Source organism: Mesorhizobium sp. WSM4809, from assembly GCF_055811655.1.
Genome location: NZ_JBVVQW010000018.1, coordinates 23,077 through 41,389, shown reverse-complemented (window position 1 = coordinate 41,389; position 18,313 = coordinate 23,077). Strand labels below are relative to the sequence as shown.

23 protein-coding genes and 2 pseudogenes are annotated in these 18,313 nt (G+C 59.1%); 10 read left to right on the top strand and 15 right to left on the bottom strand.

The window, feature by feature from the left end; translation table 11 throughout:
- Window positions 1-41 precede the first annotated feature (41 nt).
- A complete protein-coding gene (locus AC0L24_RS28745; protein ID WP_473564513.1) occupies window positions 42-638 on the top strand; it encodes a DUF2213 domain-containing protein in 597 nt (198 codons plus the stop codon).
- Here AC0L24_RS28745 and AC0L24_RS28740 read toward each other — a convergent pair.
- Window positions 628-1,245: a hypothetical protein gene (locus tag AC0L24_RS28740; RefSeq protein ID WP_473564512.1), complete on the bottom strand. Its 618-nt coding sequence runs from the start codon at window positions 1,243-1,245 to the stop codon at window positions 628-630. The genes AC0L24_RS28745 and AC0L24_RS28740 overlap by 11 nt on opposite strands.
- A complete protein-coding gene (locus AC0L24_RS28735) occupies window positions 1,226-1,534 on the bottom strand; it encodes a hypothetical protein (RefSeq protein WP_473564511.1) in 309 nt (102 codons plus the stop codon). The genes AC0L24_RS28740 and AC0L24_RS28735 overlap by 20 nt, the downstream gene beginning before the upstream one ends.
- A 52-nt stretch (window positions 1,535-1,586) precedes the next feature.
- Here AC0L24_RS28735 and AC0L24_RS28730 point away from each other — a divergent pair, with 52 nt between their 5' ends.
- From AC0L24_RS28730 to AC0L24_RS28720, 3 genes are all read left to right on the top strand, one after another.
- Entirely contained in the window at window positions 1,587-1,871 is a 285-nt protein-coding gene (locus tag AC0L24_RS28730) for a hypothetical protein (RefSeq protein ID WP_473564510.1), read from the top strand.
- An 8-nt stretch (window positions 1,872-1,879) separates the two neighbouring features.
- A complete protein-coding gene (locus tag AC0L24_RS28725) occupies window positions 1,880-2,176 on the top strand; it encodes a hypothetical protein (protein WP_473564509.1) in 297 nt (98 codons plus the stop codon).
- A gap of 213 nt (window positions 2,177-2,389) precedes the next feature.
- Window positions 2,390-2,527: a hypothetical protein gene (locus AC0L24_RS28720; protein ID WP_473564508.1), complete on the top strand. Its 138-nt coding sequence runs from the start codon at window positions 2,390-2,392 to the stop codon at window positions 2,525-2,527.
- Between the two features lie 971 nt (window positions 2,528-3,498).
- Here the strand turns inward: AC0L24_RS28720 and AC0L24_RS28715 are convergent.
- The 4 genes from AC0L24_RS28715 to AC0L24_RS28700 form a co-directional block, all read right to left on the bottom strand.
- Window positions 3,499-3,771, bottom strand: coding sequence for a hypothetical protein (locus AC0L24_RS28715; protein WP_473564507.1), 273 nt, complete (start codon window positions 3,769-3,771; stop codon window positions 3,499-3,501).
- A 280-nt stretch (window positions 3,772-4,051) separates the two neighbouring features.
- On the bottom strand, window positions 4,052-4,771 hold the full coding sequence (locus AC0L24_RS28710) for a thermonuclease family protein (RefSeq protein WP_473564506.1): 720 nt from the start codon (window positions 4,769-4,771) through the stop codon (window positions 4,052-4,054).
- A gap of 108 nt (window positions 4,772-4,879) precedes the next feature.
- Entirely contained in the window at window positions 4,880-5,239 is a 360-nt protein-coding gene (locus AC0L24_RS28705; RefSeq protein WP_473564505.1) for a calcium-binding protein, read from the bottom strand.
- A gap of 453 nt (window positions 5,240-5,692) precedes the next feature.
- Complete coding sequence (locus AC0L24_RS28700) at window positions 5,693-6,751, bottom strand: acyltransferase family protein (RefSeq protein WP_473564504.1); 1,059 nt, start codon at window positions 6,749-6,751, stop codon at window positions 5,693-5,695.
- A gap of 141 nt (window positions 6,752-6,892) precedes the next feature.
- On the opposite strand from AC0L24_RS28700, the gene AC0L24_RS28695 reads away from it, so the two are divergent.
- The 3 genes and pseudogenes from AC0L24_RS28695 to AC0L24_RS28685 all read left to right on the top strand — a co-directional run bounded on the left by AC0L24_RS28695 (window position 6,893) and on the right by AC0L24_RS28685 (window position 8,948).
- Window positions 6,893-7,297 carry a hypothetical protein gene (locus AC0L24_RS28695; RefSeq protein WP_127327852.1) on the top strand — a complete coding sequence of 135 codons (405 nt, stop codon included), beginning with the start codon at window positions 6,893-6,895 and terminating at the stop codon, window positions 7,295-7,297.
- A gap of 80 nt (window positions 7,298-7,377) precedes the next feature.
- Window positions 7,378-7,663 (top strand): annotated as a pseudogene (locus AC0L24_RS28690) (glycosyl hydrolase 108 family protein); the annotation flags it as partial.
- Between the two features lie 982 nt (window positions 7,664-8,645).
- Window positions 8,646-8,948, top strand: a complete 303-nt coding sequence (locus AC0L24_RS28685) for a hypothetical protein (RefSeq protein WP_473564503.1) — start codon at window positions 8,646-8,648, stop codon at window positions 8,946-8,948.
- 804 nt (window positions 8,949-9,752) lie between these two features.
- On the opposite strand, the gene AC0L24_RS28680 is transcribed toward AC0L24_RS28685, so the two are convergent.
- Entirely contained in the window at window positions 9,753-9,983 is a 231-nt protein-coding gene (locus AC0L24_RS28680; RefSeq protein WP_473564502.1) for a hypothetical protein, read from the bottom strand.
- Between the two features lie 90 nt (window positions 9,984-10,073).
- Window positions 10,074-10,262: a DUF3606 domain-containing protein gene (locus AC0L24_RS28675; protein ID WP_473564501.1), complete on the bottom strand. Its 189-nt coding sequence runs from the start codon at window positions 10,260-10,262 to the stop codon at window positions 10,074-10,076.
- A 172-nt stretch (window positions 10,263-10,434) separates the two neighbouring features.
- Here AC0L24_RS28675 and AC0L24_RS28670 point away from each other — a divergent pair, with 172 nt between their 5' ends.
- Window positions 10,435-10,947, top strand: coding sequence for an ATP-dependent DNA ligase (locus AC0L24_RS28670; protein ID WP_473564500.1), 513 nt, complete (start codon window positions 10,435-10,437; stop codon window positions 10,945-10,947).
- 284 nt (window positions 10,948-11,231) lie between these two features.
- On the opposite strand, the gene AC0L24_RS28665 is transcribed toward AC0L24_RS28670, so the two are convergent.
- From AC0L24_RS28665 to AC0L24_RS28640, 6 genes and pseudogenes are all read right to left on the bottom strand, one after another.
- Window positions 11,232-11,525, bottom strand: a complete 294-nt coding sequence (locus tag AC0L24_RS28665; RefSeq protein WP_473564499.1) for a hypothetical protein — start codon at window positions 11,523-11,525, stop codon at window positions 11,232-11,234.
- 199 nt (window positions 11,526-11,724) lie between these two features.
- Window positions 11,725-12,090, bottom strand: coding sequence for an SOS response-associated peptidase family protein (locus tag AC0L24_RS28660; RefSeq protein ID WP_473564577.1), 366 nt, complete (start codon window positions 12,088-12,090; stop codon window positions 11,725-11,727).
- 88 nt (window positions 12,091-12,178) lie between these two features.
- Window positions 12,179-12,418, bottom strand: a pseudogene (locus AC0L24_RS28655) (SOS response-associated peptidase family protein); the annotation flags it as partial.
- A gap of 2 nt (window positions 12,419-12,420) precedes the next feature.
- Window positions 12,421-12,705: a hypothetical protein gene (locus tag AC0L24_RS28650; protein WP_292633205.1), complete on the bottom strand. Its 285-nt coding sequence runs from the start codon at window positions 12,703-12,705 to the stop codon at window positions 12,421-12,423.
- Window positions 12,706-13,407: 702 nt separating this feature from the next.
- Window positions 13,408-14,322 (bottom strand): plasmid partitioning protein RepB C-terminal domain-containing protein, encoded by a 915-nt coding sequence (locus AC0L24_RS28645; protein WP_473564498.1) that lies wholly within the window; start codon window positions 14,320-14,322, stop codon window positions 13,408-13,410.
- A 14-nt stretch (window positions 14,323-14,336) separates the two neighbouring features.
- Window positions 14,337-15,929: a recombinase family protein gene (locus tag AC0L24_RS28640; RefSeq protein WP_473564497.1), complete on the bottom strand. Its 1,593-nt coding sequence runs from the start codon at window positions 15,927-15,929 to the stop codon at window positions 14,337-14,339.
- Window positions 15,930-16,120: 191 nt separating this feature from the next.
- On the opposite strand from AC0L24_RS28640, the gene AC0L24_RS28635 reads away from it, so the two are divergent.
- Both AC0L24_RS28635 and AC0L24_RS28630 read left to right on the top strand, forming a co-directional pair.
- Complete coding sequence (locus AC0L24_RS28635; RefSeq protein ID WP_292633214.1) at window positions 16,121-16,435, top strand: YMGG-like glycine zipper-containing protein; 315 nt, start codon at window positions 16,121-16,123, stop codon at window positions 16,433-16,435.
- Between the two features lie 127 nt (window positions 16,436-16,562).
- Window positions 16,563-17,174 (top strand): class I SAM-dependent methyltransferase, encoded by a 612-nt coding sequence (locus tag AC0L24_RS28630; protein WP_473564496.1) that lies wholly within the window; start codon window positions 16,563-16,565, stop codon window positions 17,172-17,174.
- An 811-nt stretch (window positions 17,175-17,985) separates the two neighbouring features.
- Here the strand turns inward: AC0L24_RS28630 and AC0L24_RS28625 are convergent.
- Window positions 17,986-18,297, bottom strand: coding sequence for a hypothetical protein (locus AC0L24_RS28625; protein ID WP_473564495.1), 312 nt, complete (start codon window positions 18,295-18,297; stop codon window positions 17,986-17,988).
- Between the last annotated feature and the right edge of the window lie 16 nt (window positions 18,298-18,313).

Sequence of the window (18,313 nt, the reverse complement as noted above, 5' to 3'; positions counted from 1 at the left end):
AAATTGTGAGGCGCGGCCTTACATAATAGGAAATCAGATCGATGCCGAATGAGCAAGAGATCGACCAGCTCGCTGCCAATGACACCATGGCCATGGATCGCAACAGCGTGCGCACGTTCGACCAGGACGGCCATCTGCGCGTCGAGATGACGCCAATCTCAAAGGCAAACGTCTGCCCGTACTATGGCCGCGAAATCCCGGATTTCGAGGCGCTCGGACTCGATCCCGAGCGGGTGTACCGCCTCTATCGTGACGCCGACGAGCTGGCGAAAGCAGCCCCGACCTTCGTCGACAAGCCGCTGCTGCTCAAGCACATCCCGGTCAGCGCCAGGGACCATCCGCGCGAAGCCGTTGTCGGCGCGCTGGGTGACGCCGTGGAGTTCCATGCGCCGTACCTCATGGCGCCGCTCAGCATCTGGGATGGGGCGGCAATCGCGCTGATCGAATCCGATCGGCAGAAAGAACTTTCGAGCAGCTATCGCTACCGGGCCGACATGACGCCCGGCACGCTGGCTGGAGAATCCTACGACGGCGTGATGCGGGACATTTCCGCCAATCACGTCGCCTTGGTTGAGGAAGGCCGCGCCGGGCCTGATGTAGTCGTCGGCGACAGCAAAATGGAGATCATCACGATGTGAAAACAGCACTGCTGTCGCGCATGGCGTCTGTCGCCCACGGCGCGATCCTTGCCCACGTCATGCCCAAGCGGCCGCCGATCAGAAGATCGATGTCAGCGCGGCTCTCGTTGGCGTCACCGCTGACAATTTCAAGGCCAAGCGGCCCGCCATCATCGAGGCGGCCGGCAAGGCGGCCAAGGGCAAGCTGGCGGCCGACGCTAAGCTCGACGGTCTCGATGCGATCCTGGTCGCGCTCGACGAGATTGAAGTGCAGGAAGCCAAGGACGAAGATGACGACGACGAGGAGGCCAAAAAGAAAAAGGCCGCGGACGACGCGGCCGAGGAAGAGGAGAAAAAGAAGGCCGCCGAAGACGCGGAGCAGGACGACGACGAAGACGACGACGACGACAAGGTCGACAAGAAGGCTATGGACACCGCGATAGCCGCGGCGGTTTCGACTGCTGTTGATCGCGCCAAGTGCGAAGCCCGCGAAGAGGCCGCCCAGGTGCGCGCAGCGGAAGAGGCGGTGCGCCCCTACATCGGCAAGCTCGCCATGGCCCACGACAGCGCGGATGCTGTCTACCGCACTGCTCTCACCTCGCTTGGGGTCAACATTGATGGCGTTCACCCTTCGGCACTGCCTGCCATCCTAAAGGCCCATCGTCGTCGCCGGCGGGATCATCTTCTTCTACGAGGGTGTTCCGCTCGGGCCGCTCCGCGACATTCCCTATGTCGGCCCGGCGCTCGCCAGCGTCGCCGACGGCCGCGTCGGGCGGGAGCACGCCCTCGGCGAAAAGGCCGATGCCGCGCTGTGGCACGAAAAGATCAAGCTCGCCGCCATCGCCCAGGCGGCCGACATGAAGACCCGGCAGCAGGACATCGATGCCGCGGCTCAAGCCTACATCGACAAACAGCATAGCGACGCCGGCCGCATTGCCGAGCTGGTGCGCGCCCAGAAGGACGAAGACAATGCACCGCACGATCCGACGAACCCTTCTGGCTGTAAGCCTGATGGCATCTCTCCAGGGGTGTCAGCACGGCTCGACGCTATCGGTCGATAGCTTGGCGCCGAAGCCGGCCATCCACGTTGACCCAAGCGTGATCCAGGAATGCGAGGGGGTCGTCGCTATCCCGCATCGCTTCATCCCGCGCGAAGAGGCGACTGACTTGCACGCCGAGGACCGGCGCCGGCTCGGCGATTGCGTGCGGCTCAACCACGCCAAGGCCATCACCATCAAAACACTCGTGAAATGACGGGAGCAGTGCCTAACCGGCTGCGCGACCTCGACCCGGAAACGATCCTCTGGCTCGATCGCCTCGACAGCAAACAGCGCGAGGCCCTAATCTGGGCTGGGCGCCTAAAGCCGGAACAGCGCGACCGTCTCGATGAATTCCTCGATCTCGACCAGGATCACTTCGATGCTGGCTTCGCCGTGGTCAAGCTCTGGACGCGCCTCAAATGGCTAGGCTCCACATCGATGTGGATCATTTTGACGGTGGCCGGGTTACTATTGGCAGTGACGCAAATCATCGATCAGCTCAAAGGAGCGAAGCCGTGAGGCTGCCTCGCACCTCCTCCGAAGTTCTGACCGGCCTGGTGTTCCTCTTGGCCGGGGCTCTCGGTGTGCTGCTCTACCTGCAGATAGCGCAGGCGCTTCCCCTGTAATTTCCTAACCATCATTTCCAGTCTCCCCACCGGCTTCGGCCGGTGGGGTTCCTTTTTGCGTTTCGTTGGCCTACCTGGTGGGCAGGGCGCGAGGCGGGCGAAGGCGATGATCGGCGGGTTCTTGGACGCCACGCAGAACATGCAGCGCGACATCACGGAGATCCGACGCGATATCAAGGACAGCGATTCCCGTGCCGCCCTAAGTTATGAGGAGTCCGACCAGCGCGCATCGGATGCGTTCTAAAAAAAATCGCAACGCAGCCCGCAAAGCCGAAGCCGGCTAACAAAGATTGAAAGCGGTAGCGTCCCCGCTGCCGGTCGAGGTCACCAAGCCTTGGCCGGGTCCGCCTCCGGCCTCCAGTAGGGGCGGACCCACTGAAGCTCAATTTTGCAGATCAAGGGAACCTGTTTCTAAAATCGAAGTTCAGTTCGCAGCTTGGTTTACAGCCGAGCGGTCTCGAGGCAGGGCCCGTCATTGCTGATCAGTGACGGGCCTTCGCGTTGGCGCTAAAGGGCTTGGTCCGACCAAAGCCCAATGCCGAAGCGCAAAGGTCTGACCCGTGAAACATTGGAGTTCTTTACACGTTTGATGCAGCCGACGATCAACAGTCCCCTCATCGTCGGTTGGTTGATTACCCGCCACGGCTCGCTTGGCGTGGCGGGTACTCATCACGGAGAGCGAATGCAGCCTGGTGAGATCATTGCAACGCGTTCGCAACGGGGTTGGCCGCCGTCCCGGTGCCAGGGTCAGCACTTAGCGGCACCTAATTTGCTGCTTCCCGTGAATGACAATCAGCCACCCAGCAGGCTGGTACACGAGCCGCCCGCGGACCAACTGGGCGGATCGCCTGAGAGTACATATGGCGACATTCCCTGTGGCGCATATCAAGATCGGTCAGGCAGGCTTCCCGGCGAACTGGACCGATTTGCCGCTTTGGAACTAGTACTGGTTCCCGGCCAAGTGATCGTCTACGGATTACATATTGAGCATGCGCGCATGTCGGCACGATTGAGCGCGGTAGCTTTCGAGAATGCTGTCGTTCGATCGAACGGGCCGTGCCAGCGGCCGTTCCTATCCCCTGTTCCGGTCTGCGTGCCTTGGCCTGCATTGCAGAAGCCACAATCGGCTCGATGGATCCGCCCTCGATCGTGAGTCCAATTCTCGTAGATGTAGTAGTCCATCCCGCCCTCCAATCCCGTGATTGCCGGTGTGTTTCAATAGGCGTACTTGGCGGGCCAGCGCCAATCCGTCTGCGCTTTGCCGTAGCAATTGCTGTAGTCAACAAACTGGCCTGTAGCGATGTCGCGGCAAGCCCAAACGAGTTGGGGGTATGGGTTATAGAACTCGTCCCAATCGGAGTCCTGGTAATAGTTCGGCCTGACGTATCCGCCCCCGCCGCAGTCGTTGTTCGAGCATACCGCAACGGCTGCGCCCACAGCTGCAATGGCGATACCGGCAGCTATCGCCTGATTCTGCTTTCTGGTCATGTCGGCGCACTGGACGAGAGTCACGGATCGCCGAACAAGCTCAGCGTAAAGATCATCCTGAAACTTTGCATCCTTGGTAGAGGTGAAGGTTCGACAAAGGGCTGAAGTGCTGACGGCACTCGGGTTCTTGGTTAGCGCCTGTTGCGATGTCGTGCATGAGGCGGTTGCAAGCGCCAAGGCTACCGCAGCCGAAACTGCGGCTCGTCTGCCCATTCTCATTGTAGTCCCCCCACACACCAAAATTGTTCGGCCCGCGAACCCAGCGGCCGATAGTCATTCACTAGCAGAGCGTCTCACACGCCTGCCCGTCGCCATCGCGATCCAGCTTGCCGCCCCAAGGGCAATTGCTGAGATACCATTGAGCCTCGTCGCACGAGCTGATTTGCGAGCATTTCCGCCGCGGCTGGCAGGAATAGCTTTGCGCTACCTGTCGATTGATGATCCCTAGGGGCCGCTCGATCACCGCCGGCCGGGCGTCCCCATGCCCTGCGCGCCATTCCCACGGCGGTTGGAACTTTCCGACCCACAGCCCAACCTTCGCCGCCTCGGCCTTCGCCTGCTGCGCTGCATAGGCGCCATGGCTGTATTGAGGCCAATCGAGCGCCTGACCGTGCTCGACCATCCAGGAGGCGACGCTTGCGCCATCGGCGCGCCGGCAGTCGCCCACAAAGCGGTTGTAGCGATCCCAGGCGACGAAGTTGCATGTGACCGGCCTCGAGGTGGCCAGGAACCTGTCTAGCGCTGCCGCGGCCTTCGCGCCGCACCGGTAGCGACCGCCCTTAGCGTCGTCGCATTGTTGGGCTGACTCGGGAGCGTCGATGCCGTTGAAGCGTATCCGCTGCCCATGAATCTCGATCGTATCGCCATCGATGACAGAGGCGACGCCGGCGATCGGCTCCGGGGTACGTCCGATCCAGTTGGAAACGTGAAGGTCAGGGGAACTTTCGCTGTGCTGCACGGCGAACTGCGCGACGAAGGCGGCTGCCGCAGCAACCGTCACGAAGACCAGCCGCTTTGGTATGGCCGCTATTAGGCGGGCACGCCGACGCTGTGCACCTTGCCGTTTGCGCCATTGGTCTGAGCGATTGTCGTATCGGGATTTGTCCATTTACTCGCAGCCTACGCCGTCGTGATCGCCATCCAGCCGGTTGGTGTCAGCACCAGTGATTTTCACAGGACCGGCTACAACCGGATTGTTTCCCTTGCCGCCTGCACAGTCCAAGTCGGCACCACCAGTGGGCGCCACGCGCCGATACGCGTTGAAGGCGGCCACCGCGCGGGCGCCGTCGCCCTCGATGTGGGTGTTGTTGCTGTTTGGGTTGAAGGGATCGACGGTCTGCAGAAGCAGGTTGGCGTGGTTCGCATCGCCGGCCGCGAGCGTCACCGAATCATAGTTGTTCAAGTAGTCGGATGTGCAAGCAGAAAAGAGGAGCAAAGCCCCTAAAGACAACACCCTTTGCCAATACATTTGCCCACTCCCCAGTTCTGAAGAGTTGCACAAGATCCAACTGCTCGCAACTGCCGGGCGAAATGGCCTGATCAGCTAAGCCATGGTAGTCGATAAGATGGCAGGGCGTGCTGATCTGCGCGGCTAGAAATCGAGTAGTAGCCGAATGTAGCCGTATTCGATTGGCCAAGCCCCGGTGACTGCAGAAATCAAACCATAATTTGCCGCGACTAGGATTGCGGCGATGACGTAGTCGCTCCAATTGAATTCCGTGATGAGCCTCAATAGCAGTTTTGATCTTGACGATCTCGGTCCGGACGGTCTCATAGGCTCGCTCTTTGCGGGTGCGCACTGAACATCGATTTCCAATTTCAGGCCTACCAGGACGAGAGTCTTTGCAAGGGAGCCCGCTTTGTTCGGTGTGCGCTCTTAGGCTGGGGCGATGTCAACGCACATACTCTTTAAATCGCCCATTCAGCCAGATCGAAGCCGCTGGGGCAATCCAGTTATCAGGGCTCCATGCAGTTCCCCGCTCTCTAAGCGGCGTTTCGAAAGCACGATAAGCGGTCGCTCGATCAAGCGATAGCTCACTGCGCTTACGACGGCCGTCAGGAAAAGCAACGTAAAAAGATGGACGACGCTCGCCAGGGGGCTACGCGACCAGAACGAGCTCAATACGCCTATCAGGCCCAGGTGCCAGAGATACGTGCTGTAGCTAGCGTTTCCGGCAGCCAGCGCCAGTGATGGCGTCCTCAGCTTGCCATCGCGCTCCAGCATCATCGCCGCGCAAAGTAACAACGCGGCAGGCGGACCGAAGCCGTACCAGCGGAACGCATTGATCTCCATGGTGGGGTATAACCAAATAGAGGCATAGAGAAACCAACCCACGGCGCCCAAGAGCAGCAAGCTCGCCGGCAAGCGGATCCCTGATTGGCATACCGCCGCGACAGCGATCCCCATCACAAATTCCAACATGATCGGGCTTGTCATCGTTTCGGCTGTCGGCCAAACCTGCGATACCAGCACAAGGAAGACAGCCATAGCGGCAAAACCCAGCTTGCGGTTTCGAAATATCATCACGATGACAGCAACCAGCACATAGAACCTGATCTCGAATACAAGCGTCCAGCCGACTGGCTGGGGCAAAGGGAAATCGATGAGGAAGAGCTGGCGCGTCCAGGCCCACACGTCAGGTGGCGGCGTGCCCCTCCCGGTCCAGAGCGTGAGAATCATGGACAGCCAGAACAAAGGAAGTATGCGCAGTACGCGCCGGAGCGCGAAACGACCAGCGTCCGCTATCCGTCCGGCATCCTGTCTTGGCTGCGTGATCAAATACATTATCGCCCCACTTATGGCGAAAAAGATATCGACACCAAAATGGCATATGACGTCAGTGTATGGGCGAAGGGGCATGAGGGTATTCTGGCCGGACAGTGCGTTTGCCTCTATGACTGCGTGCCCGAGGACGACCATCCAAGCGGCGATCGCCCGTAAACCCTGGATGGATCGATACGATCTTTTCGGAACGATCATTATGCCTCCGGGACCAAGCCGTCCTGCAACTGTCGAAGCTAAACAGCGGCTTGGCCATTGGTAGGCTCTCGGCCTAGCGGCGCGCATTCAGCCGGCCCTGGCGGCCCAGGGGCCGAGTCCCCGCTAGTTATACCCGAGCAGATGGCGAAGCCCAACTATCGGCAAATAAACGGTCCAAATCATGCCGATGGCTGCGGCAACGCCAAGGCCGATTGCGGGAGCCCAAGCCTTCCAGAGCATCTGGAGCCGCGCCGCTATTTCAGTCAAACTGTCTTCCATGGACGAATTCTCCCCAAGTTGATTCGAGAGGCGAAAATATCAATGAACGCCAAGACTGCCGCGCTTGCAATCACCGCAAGTGTTTGCATCGCTGGTTTCGCTTATTCGAGCGGTCATAAGGCCGGTCGTGTTTCTCAACTGAAAGACACCGTCACATCCTACAACCGCCGGATGGGGATTAATGACACCGCCAACAGCCTCGGCCGCGTCGATCTCTGCCTCGAGCTTGGTGGCCTACTTGATGAGTGCGAGCGGCTAGACCGCTGATCTGCTCGACCGGCTGATTTCAGCCTTCCACCTCCATTGCCAATTCAACAACTGCCCCTCAGGGCGGAAAGGTACTAGCCATGGACCGCAACTTCGCGGGGCGCTTGCGCTCGTTCTGAAATCTGAAGGCCTCTGGTCGGACAATCCGGCTGATCCCGGCGGCGCCACTATGAAAGGCGTCACGCTCACCAACTTCCGGCGCTATGTGAAAGCCGACGCTACCAAGGCCGATCTGCGCAAGATCACTGATGCCCAGGTTGCGACGGTCTATCGCCGGTTCTATTGGGATGCGACGGCCGGCGCCCAGCTTCCGGCGGCGTCGACTACGCCGTCTTTGATTTCGCAGTGCACAGCGGCCCAGGTCAATGTTGCGCGGCGTACGAGCCGGAACCTCGACCCTACGACTTCGACTATCTGCACAACGTTTGCCGGTATCTGAAGGCGAACAACAATCTGTCCGTGGATTCGCTGTTCATCCTCTTCAAGTCGCTAATGCTGTAGCCATTCCCCTACGGCTGGGTAGTGCTAGAAGCCCTCGTCTTTCAGCGTATTCCCGCCCCGGCCCTTACGAGCTTCAAGATCGGACCAGTAAAAGCTCAAAGCCAACTGCGCTGGCAGGCCGATGCCGAGGACGAGGACAAATCCTATGGGGCCAAACCAATAGAGGGCCAGAAGCATGGCTGCACTGAGGATTACGGTTCCAACAAAACAACGGAAACAGCGCGTAGGGAGCATGGCTGATTTTGTAGCACAAACCACCGCTGCCTCCACCGGGTCTGGCAAATATGTAATCGCCCCTCTTGTTGCTCGATTGACACGTTGTCCGGCCGAAGGCAAAGAGTGACACATTGGATTGGCAAAGGGGAATGTCGATGAAGAAGACCTATCAGAAGCCCGTTTTCACGAAACGTGAGCGGCTGTCGTCGGTAACGGCTTCGCCCAGCTCATCTGCGGTTTCCGGGACTTAATCAAGAGAATTACAGTTTTGGAAAGCCCGCCCCCAAAAGGTGGCGGGCTTTTTTGTGCATTAGTGGAACCTGAAATGTCGAGGCAAAACTGCGGCAGCGTCCCCCGCTGCCGGTCGAGGCCCCCAAGCCTGGGCCGGGTCCGCCTCTGCCCGCCAGTAGGGGCGGACCCACTGCATTCGCTGCAACTCAACAAAACTGCCCTGTCGAACTTCGGTCGTCGCACTGCTCCCGGTGCTTTCCCCCATGAGAACTGCCCGCTGGCCTGACGGCTGGCGGGCTTTTTTGCGCCATGTGCGGGGAGACGCTCAGACCCTATTCGCTGGAACCGCCGCTTCAATACGAAGTTAGGTGCCCGAGGGACATTAAACATGGAGTTGATCATGAAACAGCTACTCTTCGCGTCCGCCATTGTGGCACTGTCAACTGGGTTGGCCTTTGCCCAATCGAGCAACACCACCGACACTGGCGGGTCATCCACGACGACAACCAAGACCATGCCGAGCACCACGACCGATCAGGGCACGGATTCGACCACCACGAGTGGAACCAACTCGAACTCCGCCAAGGACTGCGCTCCGGGTCAGCAAACTGGCAGCGCCAAGCAGGCCGCGCCAGGTCAACAGGATACCGACGCTAACTCGGCTGCGCCTGGCCAGATGAAAAAGACCACGGAAGGCTGCTGAGCACTCTTGTTGGAACTTCGGGCTCTGTCCCGGGTTGATACATCGCGGTCGATTCCTAGGATGTAGCCGCACAATATAAGCCCGTCGTGCAAGGCCAGCACGGCGAGTCTTCCCGCAGGACCAAAGGCTTGGATGTGATAACCAAAGGTCCGGTCTGTGCTAATTGGTTCTCGGCTTGTCTGGCGGCCGTTCTCATACATCAGCAATTCATGATATACTTTGTGATGTGCCGCAGTCGCTGTATCGTTATGGAACATTGGGCTTGGCACTTACATTGCATCGCAAATCTCAGCAGGGGAAAACTAACACCCCGGCAAGTCCCGCTATCCCTAGGGACGGCCCGCCGCTGCTGCCGTGAATGGGGCGGGCGGGCTTTTTCCCCGCCGCTGCTCCGGCCGGCGGCTTTTTAGTTCAGCCGCGGCGCTCGGTCGGCGACAAACGCCAATGTTTCAGCAATTCGCTGAAGGAACTCTTCCAGATCGAAGACCACACCGTCGGGCTCGTTAAGATATCTTCGCGGTCTTGCCGCTGCGGATGCTCAATCGCGACAGTGAAGATATAGCCGGGTCTAGCGCCGCTTTCTGGCGGCGATCCATGCCGTCATATGCTCCAACCATTTCATGAACTTCGCCTCCCGCGAAAGCGGGCGATCGGCAACACGGGTAAGGGGGCGGGGGTCGCCGATCGCCCAGTCTGGGTATGCTAGAATGTCGGAGGTGGCCCGACAAAATCGACGCTACGCCTGTCCCCCGCGCCCGCAATGGCCATCATTCGGGTTGGTGAAGATGCCGTTACTATCCACAGCTAAGCTTTAATGCTCGGCGCGGGCGGGATACTCGTCGAACTCAACGTCAGCTTGTCGACGGTCTTGACAATGGCGGTGGCCAACGCGGCCGCCTCATGCATGAGTTCCGGCCCATAAAGACCGTTCACCACTTCCTCGCTCGGAAGAACGCCAGGCGGACAATGATCCTCGATCGTTCGCCGGATCAGGGTTAGCGCCGCTCTGCACTCTTCTGTGTCAATCGTCGGCATGCACCGAAACATGCAGAATGGCTAAAATGTTCCGTCGGGGCCGATCCGTTATTGCAGTGCTGCTTGCCGGTCCGTGGTCGGATAACCTCGTCATCGGCTGCCCAGTGCCTTGGCCTCACGCTCCAGCGTCTCACGGTCGTTCCCGTGCTTTCTGATAAGTTCCCGCACTTCAGGGATGGTAAGCTGGAACTTGCTGGCGAAGTAGCCGACCTCATATTCCTCGTCGCCCGATACCCGGTCGCGGTCGCGAATATCACGCTTGCTTTTGTCGTCTGGCATGTTTGTTCCTCCTGAGGGAAGAACAGCGAAAGTGGCACCGGGTTCCACATACTATCGCGAACATCCACCCTTCGTTTGATCGCGGTAATGATTGAAACATTCAGCTTCGCTAAAATGTCCCGGAACCGATCGGGGCCTTGTGCCTTGAATCGCAATTATGTGAGTTCCGTGCATGCGTCTGAAGTTCATCCCGCCGATGCAGCCGGAGCTGGTCGACACCCCGCCCGAGGGTGCGGAATGGATTCACGAGATCAAATTCGACGGGTACCGAACGCAGATAATCAAGGACGAAGACGGCATTCGCCTGCTGACCAGGAGAGGGTACAACTGGACTGCACGTTATAAGGTTCTTGCCGACCAGGCCTCCGCGATTGAAGCCGACGACTTCATCATTGAGGGTGAAGCCATCGTGGTTGATGAGGTTGGACGCTCCGATTTCCATGCGCTGCAGTCGGCCGTCAGCAGCCGCGAGACCTATCAGGACTACTATCTCGTCGCCTTCGATTTGCCGCACCTAAACGGGCACGACCTGCGCAACATGCCGCTGGAGGACCGGCGCGAGCAAGCGCCTGTGGGACCGCGTGCAGGGCAAGGTCGGCGGCCCGGTGCCGAAGGGCTTGAAGAAGGACAAGGCGGAATGGCTGAAGCCGGGTCTTGTCGGGCGGGTGAAGTTTCTGAAAGGTGAGGAGCAGCTTCGTCACGCCAAGCTGCTGGATTACCGGGAGGAGGAATAATGCCCGCCGCAAAGCCAGGAGTCCGGCCCGTTGCCCCAAGCGCGCAAGAACCGGCGCATTCGCGTTCTAGACCATCAGGCTTAGTTGCTGGATTCCTATCATGCCGGTAGCGTGACAGGGCTGGTCATTAGCCCACCCCTTGTGCCCGGCCTGGCCGGCGCGGTTCCTGTCACCCCAAATTCGTAATCCGGGCCGGCCATCCCTGGGTCAACTCTCAATGATCGGATGCAGGGAATTAGGCAGAGCCCTCGGTCTCGCTTTCCTCATCGAACAGACGCGGCACCGGGAGATACGCGTTGGCAATGAGGCAATCGCCAATGATGGTCTTGATCAGATCCGATTTCGCCAACCCCAATTCTACTGCGATGTCGGAGAGCGTATCCTGAACGCCAGGATCAAGATCGATGCCGCCGGTGTTTCGAATTATCAGCGCGGCGCGTCGAAGCAGGATTTGAAGATCGGCGCGCGAAACGTCTGCGATGCAGTCGGACGCCTGCTGCAATTCCTCGGCGAACGGCGAGCGGGTCACGGGTGCCTCCCTCCCAAGAGATATTGATCGCCGTCGGCCCGGTGCCTGCGGCAGAACCAATGTGACGGCCCCTTCGGTCGCGCGAAGCCGAACGGCGCACCCGTGCCGCAACCGGCATGCTCACAGACATGATTTTCAATCCGGGCGCGTTCGCGCGGGGCGGCTACCATGCCTTCGGCAAGTCTGGCTGGTTCATCGCTCATAGGGGATTGATCGGCGCGACCAAGGCGGGATGGTCATTGGGCTGCTTGTTGATCAGTGTCGCGTTGACATCGCGGCCGACGCGATTGAACTGCAATTGGCCGTCGATGTCGTGGCTGAGGATATCTTTCAAATCTTCCTTGGGCGTCGCCGGATCCAGCCACGCGTCATAGTAGGTGTGGTCGAGGATGACCGGCTGCCGATCGTGCAGGTTCTTCATCGGGTCGCCGGCGGGCTCGGTGATGATGGTGCAACTGGTGATGTCGAGGTTGGAGTTGTAGGCCCACAGCCCTGCGAATGAGAACGGCGCGTGGCCGGGCAGATAGATGTGCCAAGGGTCCTTTTTGCCGTCGGCCGGCGAGATGGTCCATTCGTAGAATCCATCGGCGGGGGATCAGGCAACGCTTCGACTTGAATGCGTGTCGGAAGGCCGGGGCCGTATCGACGCCTTCGATCCTGGCGTTGAACATTGCCGCCTTGGGCATCTCTTTCGCCCAGCACGGTACGAGCCACCAACGGCCCTCACGGAGTTTGTGACTGCCGTTTTCGCCGGCGGTGATGAACGGGACTTCCTCGGTCGGCGCGATGTTGTAGCGAGGGGCGTCATTGCGGCCGGTCTCCGCCGGCGCCGTCAGCCGATAGAGCCGGTGGATCTCGGACCAAGTGAGGTATCGGGTGAAGCGGCCGCACATGTTCAATAGACCAGTTCAAGCATGAGATAGTTGTCCGGCACAGCATCAGGAGGCCAATTGGCGCAGCATGCAGCGATAGCGGCCTTGTTGGCCGCCATCCCAATACTTGCGGCATCGTCCTCTTCCGCTGTGGGCTCTTCATCGGCAGCAAAGCTGGCGTCGTCCCAGTCTTCCAAGGCGAACATTCCATCTGCGGCTTGCTGGGCCGAAATGCCAGCCGCAGTGAACACGGCCTTAGCCGCCTCGACGCCGCTCGAAGCGCCTTTGATCTCCAAGCGAAGCTGCATTATTCGCCTCCTGTGGCTATCCTGCCGACAGTGAACAAAATGAGAACCTGAGAGTCAATCCCCTCTTGACCTGACAGGAATATGTTCCTTATTCCTGAATGCATCTATGCAAGGAAAGCTATGGGAAAGCGCCAAAGCGCGCCGGCCGGCGAAGCTATGTCGGAATTGGAACTTGCTGCTCAACAGGCAATCGAGGCGGCGGGTGGTGACGCCGTGGTCGCATTGCTGAAGGTGCTAGCGAGAAACTTGGAGATCGAGCGCGAACTGGCGCTGTCGCGCGCGGCTGTCTCAACGGGCTTTTCCCGCGGTGGCACAAGGCACGTACATAAATGGCGGACACGGCTGAGGACAATTTCCGGATCGAGGTTTGGGATAGAGAGGAGAAGACCCACCTCGAAACAATATCCCGATCACCAGATGCCATGGTCAGCCAGGCGGCTTGGCAAGCCGCGATCCGTCGCCGCCCAGGAATGTTGCTGATCCACTACAACAGCCGACACGTCATGGAGAAGATTATTACGCCGGGTGAGGTCAAGATCCCGCCCCAGACGATTATCGACGGCAGCATTCATGCCGGGCTGGATGTCGCACTTGGTGACTTGCGCTCATGGCACTGGCTGCGGGCCTATTGCACAAAATGCTCGCATCACGCGACGGTAAAGCCGGAAGGGCTGATCAGGCGGTACGGTAGGGATGCCTTGTTCAGCTCGGTCGAGCGAGCGCTTTTCTGCACGAGCTGCGATCGCGGCGGGCCGGTTCGGCTCGAGGTCCACAGCCTGCCGCGAAACTAGAGGAATTATTAAATGCATGGCCACACGACAACTCGTGAAACTCTTCAAAATTGCCGGGAAAAGTGTGGGCCAGATATCGCACGACCCTTGAATTATCCATCAGCCGGTCAAAAAAGCGGCCGGCTGCCAGCAGTTCTAGGCTCACGGAGCCACGTCGCTCCACGGCGCTCAAAAACTCACTGCTTAGCTCGCCAAGTTCAGGCGTCATCGCGCCCAGTTGGTCTTCAGACACGTTGGCAATCATCGCCGGATCGAAACCCTCGGCCAGCAGCGAGCGCGGCGTAAAAGCGACAAGGATCTTTGCGTACGTGAACGTGACCCGCTCCATAGCAACCATCAGTCGGGCAATTTCCAATTGCCTGACGGGAATCACATGCCGCAGCAAACCGAAGATTTTCACCTTCACAGGGTAGTCTTGGAGGAAATCGAGGACGTCCGGGCAAATCCCGCTGACAGAATGACGGCCTGCATTCTTGCTAGGAAAGGGCTTGCTGGCACGCGCTGCTGCACCCGGTTCGTACATCGCGCCTTGCAACCTCTCGGCCAAGAATTTTGGTATGGTGGCAAGCCCCTCGGACACCAGCAATGAGTGAAACCTTTTATCACTCATTATCAGACGAAGCGCTTCGACCAGACTACTCAAGCGCTGTTCTGTTACCACAGTTTCTCTTATAAAATTTCGCTTGCGTGTGCACTCCGCTTCATAAGCTGCTATGAGTTTTGGCGCGAATAGCTTCTCCCTTGACCCTGGTTGATCGGCAGCAATACTACGGGCGTGTCTCTGCTCGCTGGTTTGCAAAGCATTGTAAGCGGCCTCGCTGGTCATAGGATGCTTCGGACTCACACTACGTTCTCTGCACCTGCTCGCTCCGCCAGCATGATAAGCGGGCTGAGCGTGGGAAAAAGGTAGGTGTCCAGTTGTGCGCCATTGTTAGCGCGCAGCTCCGATTTGCCGACGATTTTAGATACAGGGGCAATCAGATAGTCCCGGATGACAAGGTCACCCGGACTCATCCTGATCAGGACGAAAATGTCGGGCTGTGACTGGTGCTTGTTATTCAGAGACCAAACGGGATATCCGAATACGGAAGCACCGCAACGTGCGATTTCGATCGCAACAGTGATCTCATCGTTGATCCGGAGGATGCCGGTTTCTAGGTCATAAGTCGCCTGTCCGCTAGTCCTCCCGATCGCGACCAATAGGTCATCAATTGCCTTCAAACGCACCGTCTTCAGCCGCTTTTTCGCGGCGATGATCTGGCAGTTCCTAGGCAACCGATATCCAACGAATTCGTAGAGTTCCAGAAGGCTTCCGAAACGTTCGAAGTAGAGGCTAGCTGCGGGGCACTCGGGTGCAGCGTCAATAATCGCGGTCGACAACGCGCCACGGCGCGCGAGGACTTTCTTGAGCGCAGCCAGCATCTCGTCGTTGTTTATACGCAAATAGAGTGTTTTGTGGATGAGTTGCGCCCTCTTGAATAGCTTGCGGTCAACAATCGGCTCAAATGCACCTTCCGTGCGCACCCACTGTTCGGGGGGATTGTTCACCGCCTTGCCTTTGAGCTTAGAGGAGCGCCGATTCCAGACGCTGTTGCCAATGTACGTTTCATTGGTCAGAACGGTGCGTACGCTTTCCCGCTTCCATGGGCGCCCAAGGTCAGTCATCACGCCGCGCTTATTCAACAGCCTTGCGATTTCAAGCTCTGTCTGGCGCGTTTTGACGAAGTGGCTGAAAATCCATTGTACCGTCGCGATCTCGTCTGGCGGCCCAGGCACTACGATTACTCGGTCGGTGTGCATGCTCTTTTGTTCGCGCTTTGAAAGGATTAATTTGGGGCGTCCCGAATCGTCGACCAGCAGGCGTCTTAGGCCGAGGCCCGGCTTACTACCCTGGCGGAACCCCATCCGGACCAGCCTTGCCTGGCCGATGAATGTCTTTTGCGAGAGCATGCGACTGTGCTCAGCCGCCATGCTGCGCTTTATCGCCTTCAGCACGTCTGATCCGATGCTGCCATCGTTGGCGAACTGCTCTGCGCAAAATTCGATTCGTACGCCAGCCATCTGGCATCGGTACTCATAAACGGCGCTCTCATCGATATTCTGGAACCGTCCCCAGCGGCTGACATCGTAAACCACAACCGTTTCGAAACCGGCTCTCCCGCTCTCGACATCGGCTAGCAACTGCTGAAGGCCGGGACGGCCTCCGAGATTGAGACCACTGCGACCAGCGTCCTTGTAGGTGGCGACGATGTCGTAGCCCATGATATCCGCGTAGTCGCGTATGGCATCCCTTTGGTTGTCGATAGAATAGGTCTGGTTTTCCGTCGACATGCGCAGATATTGGGCCGCACGCACTGCGCCCCTACCTGAAGGAGCTTTTTGGGTCGGTACAACCTTGTCCATCGCTTGCTTGCGCCCCTGCCGATCGGACATGCTAACGATCATCGGCCTGAGGTTTGGTTCAAAATACCTCTCCAGTTTATGTCGAATGCCTGGCTTTTCTGGTTGGACCCTTTCAACTGTCGTAAACGCTGACTCACTTCGTGAGAGCGCGTGCCCCCGTTCCGCCGCAATGCGACCGCACGGACGGTCGATAGGATTTCAGACTTTTAAGGGAGACCTCCATGACCTTTCACAAAGCGATAGCCGCAGTGCTGATGACCGCAGCACTGGCAGGCTGCGCGCAGACCGAAGGCCAGCAGCGGGCCGGAACCGGCGCGCTGATCGGCGGCGCCGGCGGCGCCCTTGTCGGCCAAGCCATTGGCGGCAACACCGAAAGCACGCTCATCGGCGCCGGCGCCGGCGCGTTGCTGGGCGCCGTTGTCGGCAGCTCCACCACGCCGCAGCGTCGTGGCGAACAGATGTGCCGCTATCAGGACCGCAGCGGCCGCATCTACACCGCCCCTTGCGACGACCGCTATTACAACGGCGATTACTAAGCGGTTATCGCCGGCCCCGTCTTAACTCAGTCAGCGCCGCTTCGAGGAGCGGCGCATATCGATGTCATTTTTTGCCCACTTCTTTGGGCTAGACTGTTCCTCGCGGCGGGCTTTGGAGGAGGTCGATGTGACGACAAGCCTTGCCGCCCTGAAAAGCCAAAGCAAACGCGCCGTAAAACGGCTCATCGGCTATGATTCCCGCAACTGGCTGCGTATCCGCCAGATCGAGGCGTTCACGCTCTTTCTAGAGGCCGGCAACCGCAAGGCCGCCGACGTGATCGAGATCTCGCCCGGCTGGAACCGCTATTGGCGGGCAATGTGCCCCAATTACCGCTCGGTCGATTTCCCCGCCTTCGACATCTGCAGGGATCGCACCGACGAGCAATATTCGATCGTCATCGCCGACCAGGTGCTGGAACATGTGCGGCGGCCTCACGCGGCAGTGCAAAACATCCACGCCATGACCCGGCCCGGCGGCTGGGCGATGGTGGCGACACCTTTCCTGTTTCGCGTTCACGCCAGGCCGCACGACTACAACCGATGGACCCCCGCCGGCCTTAAGCAGCTGATGGTCGAGGGCGGCTTCGCGGAAGCCAACGTCAAGGTCCACGGCTGGGGCAACAAAGCCTGCGCGAAGGCCCATATCGGCGGCCCGGTACGCGCCTATGGCCTGTGGCGGGATCTCAGCAACGACGAGGAATACCCGCTGATGGTCTGGGCGTTTGCGAAGAAGGAGTAGGCGAATAACCGCGAGCGATGAGGTAAGGCGCACATCTCACGAGCGATGTGACAGGAATATGTTCCTTTTTTAAAAGGATGGCGCACGAACCGATCGACACGCTGGGCAAGGCGACCCGGCACAACATGCCTGTGAAAGCGGAATGCAGCTGCGGCAACGTACGCTACTGCCGATCGGCCGATTTGATGGGTCTATGGCGGTGGCGCCGATCCGCAGACGCTGAAGTTCGATTGCAGCCGCTGCAAGCCACAGATCAAGATCACCCTGCTGGAGGTGCATCCGGAACATTTGCCCCGCCTGATGATCCACAAGCCGATGAAGGCCGACGGCAAGATCACCTGGTACACCGAGCGGTTTAGGGGATGACTAAGACACTCGCCGACACCTTGGCCGCCCGCGAAACCGTCTACGTGAATTGCGGGCACGCGATGTGCAGCAAATCAACAAGGCTCGACATCCGAACGCTGATAGACAGGCTTGGTCCTGACCACGGCTCGATGCATTGGGATCTTGTCGGACTCTTTGCATGCTCGGATTGCAAGGCGGCAGGGCGCGACCGCCGGCCGGTTTTCTTCACATGCATCCCTGACTACCAAGGCCCAGCAGCGGGAGCGAAATCGCGACCGGGAGCCGACTTTCGACCGGGCCAAGCCCGCTTGACGCGTAGGCACAACTCCACGATAGGCGCTTCTAGTTATCGGAAGAGGAAATGGCCGGCGCGGCGTCATGGTGTAATCGCGGATGGGGTGAAAGCGCGTGCGGCGACGATAGAAATCTCATTTGCTACGTCTCGACGATTTAAATGCCGATATCAAAACTCTATGAAAGTCAGCGTCGCAGCTAAACCAGTCAGCGCCTTCCCGGCTCCTGCCGAATTGCTGGTGATGGTCAAGACGTCACCAGGCTCAAAACCAAACGAGGCTTGCCCCGCGCTCATGCTGCTGTCTTTTGGAATGAAAGCCGTTAGCCCGGCGATAGTGTCAGTCGTCACAAGCGTCGTCGCGACGCCGGCACGGTACCGCCTCACAAGCAGGGTACGGTAGTTCGCTCCATCCGCCGTCGCGTCCGCGTTGACCGTGAACGCAGCCGCCGTGACCAAGCCGCGCCGATCGCAAGTGATCATTGGGAACACCACCGAT

Coding starts and splice junctions, on each gene's coding strand:
- AC0L24_RS28745 (WP_473564513.1), top strand. CDS start 42: ATGCCGAATGAGCAAGAGATCGACCAGCTCGCTGCCAATGACACCATG.
- AC0L24_RS28735 (WP_473564511.1), bottom strand. CDS start 1,534: ATGCTGTTTGTCGATGTAGGCTTGAGCCGCGGCATCGATGTCCTGCTG.
- AC0L24_RS28730 (WP_473564510.1), top strand. CDS start 1,587: ATGCACCGCACGATCCGACGAACCCTTCTGGCTGTAAGCCTGATGGCA.
- AC0L24_RS28720 (WP_473564508.1), top strand. CDS start 2,390: ATGATCGGCGGGTTCTTGGACGCCACGCAGAACATGCAGCGCGACATC.
- AC0L24_RS28715 (WP_473564507.1), bottom strand. CDS start 3,771: ATGACCAGAAAGCAGAATCAGGCGATAGCTGCCGGTATCGCCATTGCA.
- AC0L24_RS28705 (WP_473564505.1), bottom strand. CDS start 5,239: ATGTATTGGCAAAGGGTGTTGTCTTTAGGGGCTTTGCTCCTCTTTTCT.
- AC0L24_RS28700 (WP_473564504.1), bottom strand. CDS start 6,751: ATGATCGTTCCGAAAAGATCGTATCGATCCATCCAGGGTTTACGGGCG.
- AC0L24_RS28695 (WP_127327852.1), top strand. CDS start 6,893: ATGGCGAAGCCCAACTATCGGCAAATAAACGGTCCAAATCATGCCGAT.
- AC0L24_RS28685 (WP_473564503.1), top strand. CDS start 8,646: ATGAAACAGCTACTCTTCGCGTCCGCCATTGTGGCACTGTCAACTGGG.
- AC0L24_RS28680 (WP_473564502.1), bottom strand. CDS start 9,983: ATGCCGACGATTGACACAGAAGAGTGCAGAGCGGCGCTAACCCTGATC.
- AC0L24_RS28675 (WP_473564501.1), bottom strand. CDS start 10,262: ATGCCAGACGACAAAAGCAAGCGTGATATTCGCGACCGCGACCGGGTA.
- AC0L24_RS28670 (WP_473564500.1), top strand. CDS start 10,435: ATGCGTCTGAAGTTCATCCCGCCGATGCAGCCGGAGCTGGTCGACACC.
- AC0L24_RS28650 (WP_292633205.1), bottom strand. CDS start 12,705: ATGCAGCTTCGCTTGGAGATCAAAGGCGCTTCGAGCGGCGTCGAGGCG.
- AC0L24_RS28645 (WP_473564498.1), bottom strand. CDS start 14,322: ATGACCAGCGAGGCCGCTTACAATGCTTTGCAAACCAGCGAGCAGAGA.
- AC0L24_RS28640 (WP_473564497.1), bottom strand. CDS start 15,929: ATGTCCGATCGGCAGGGGCGCAAGCAAGCGATGGACAAGGTTGTACCG.
- AC0L24_RS28635 (WP_292633214.1), top strand. CDS start 16,121: ATGACCTTTCACAAAGCGATAGCCGCAGTGCTGATGACCGCAGCACTG.
- AC0L24_RS28625 (WP_473564495.1), bottom strand. CDS start 18,297: ATGATCACTTGCGATCGGCGCGGCTTGGTCACGGCGGCTGCGTTCACG.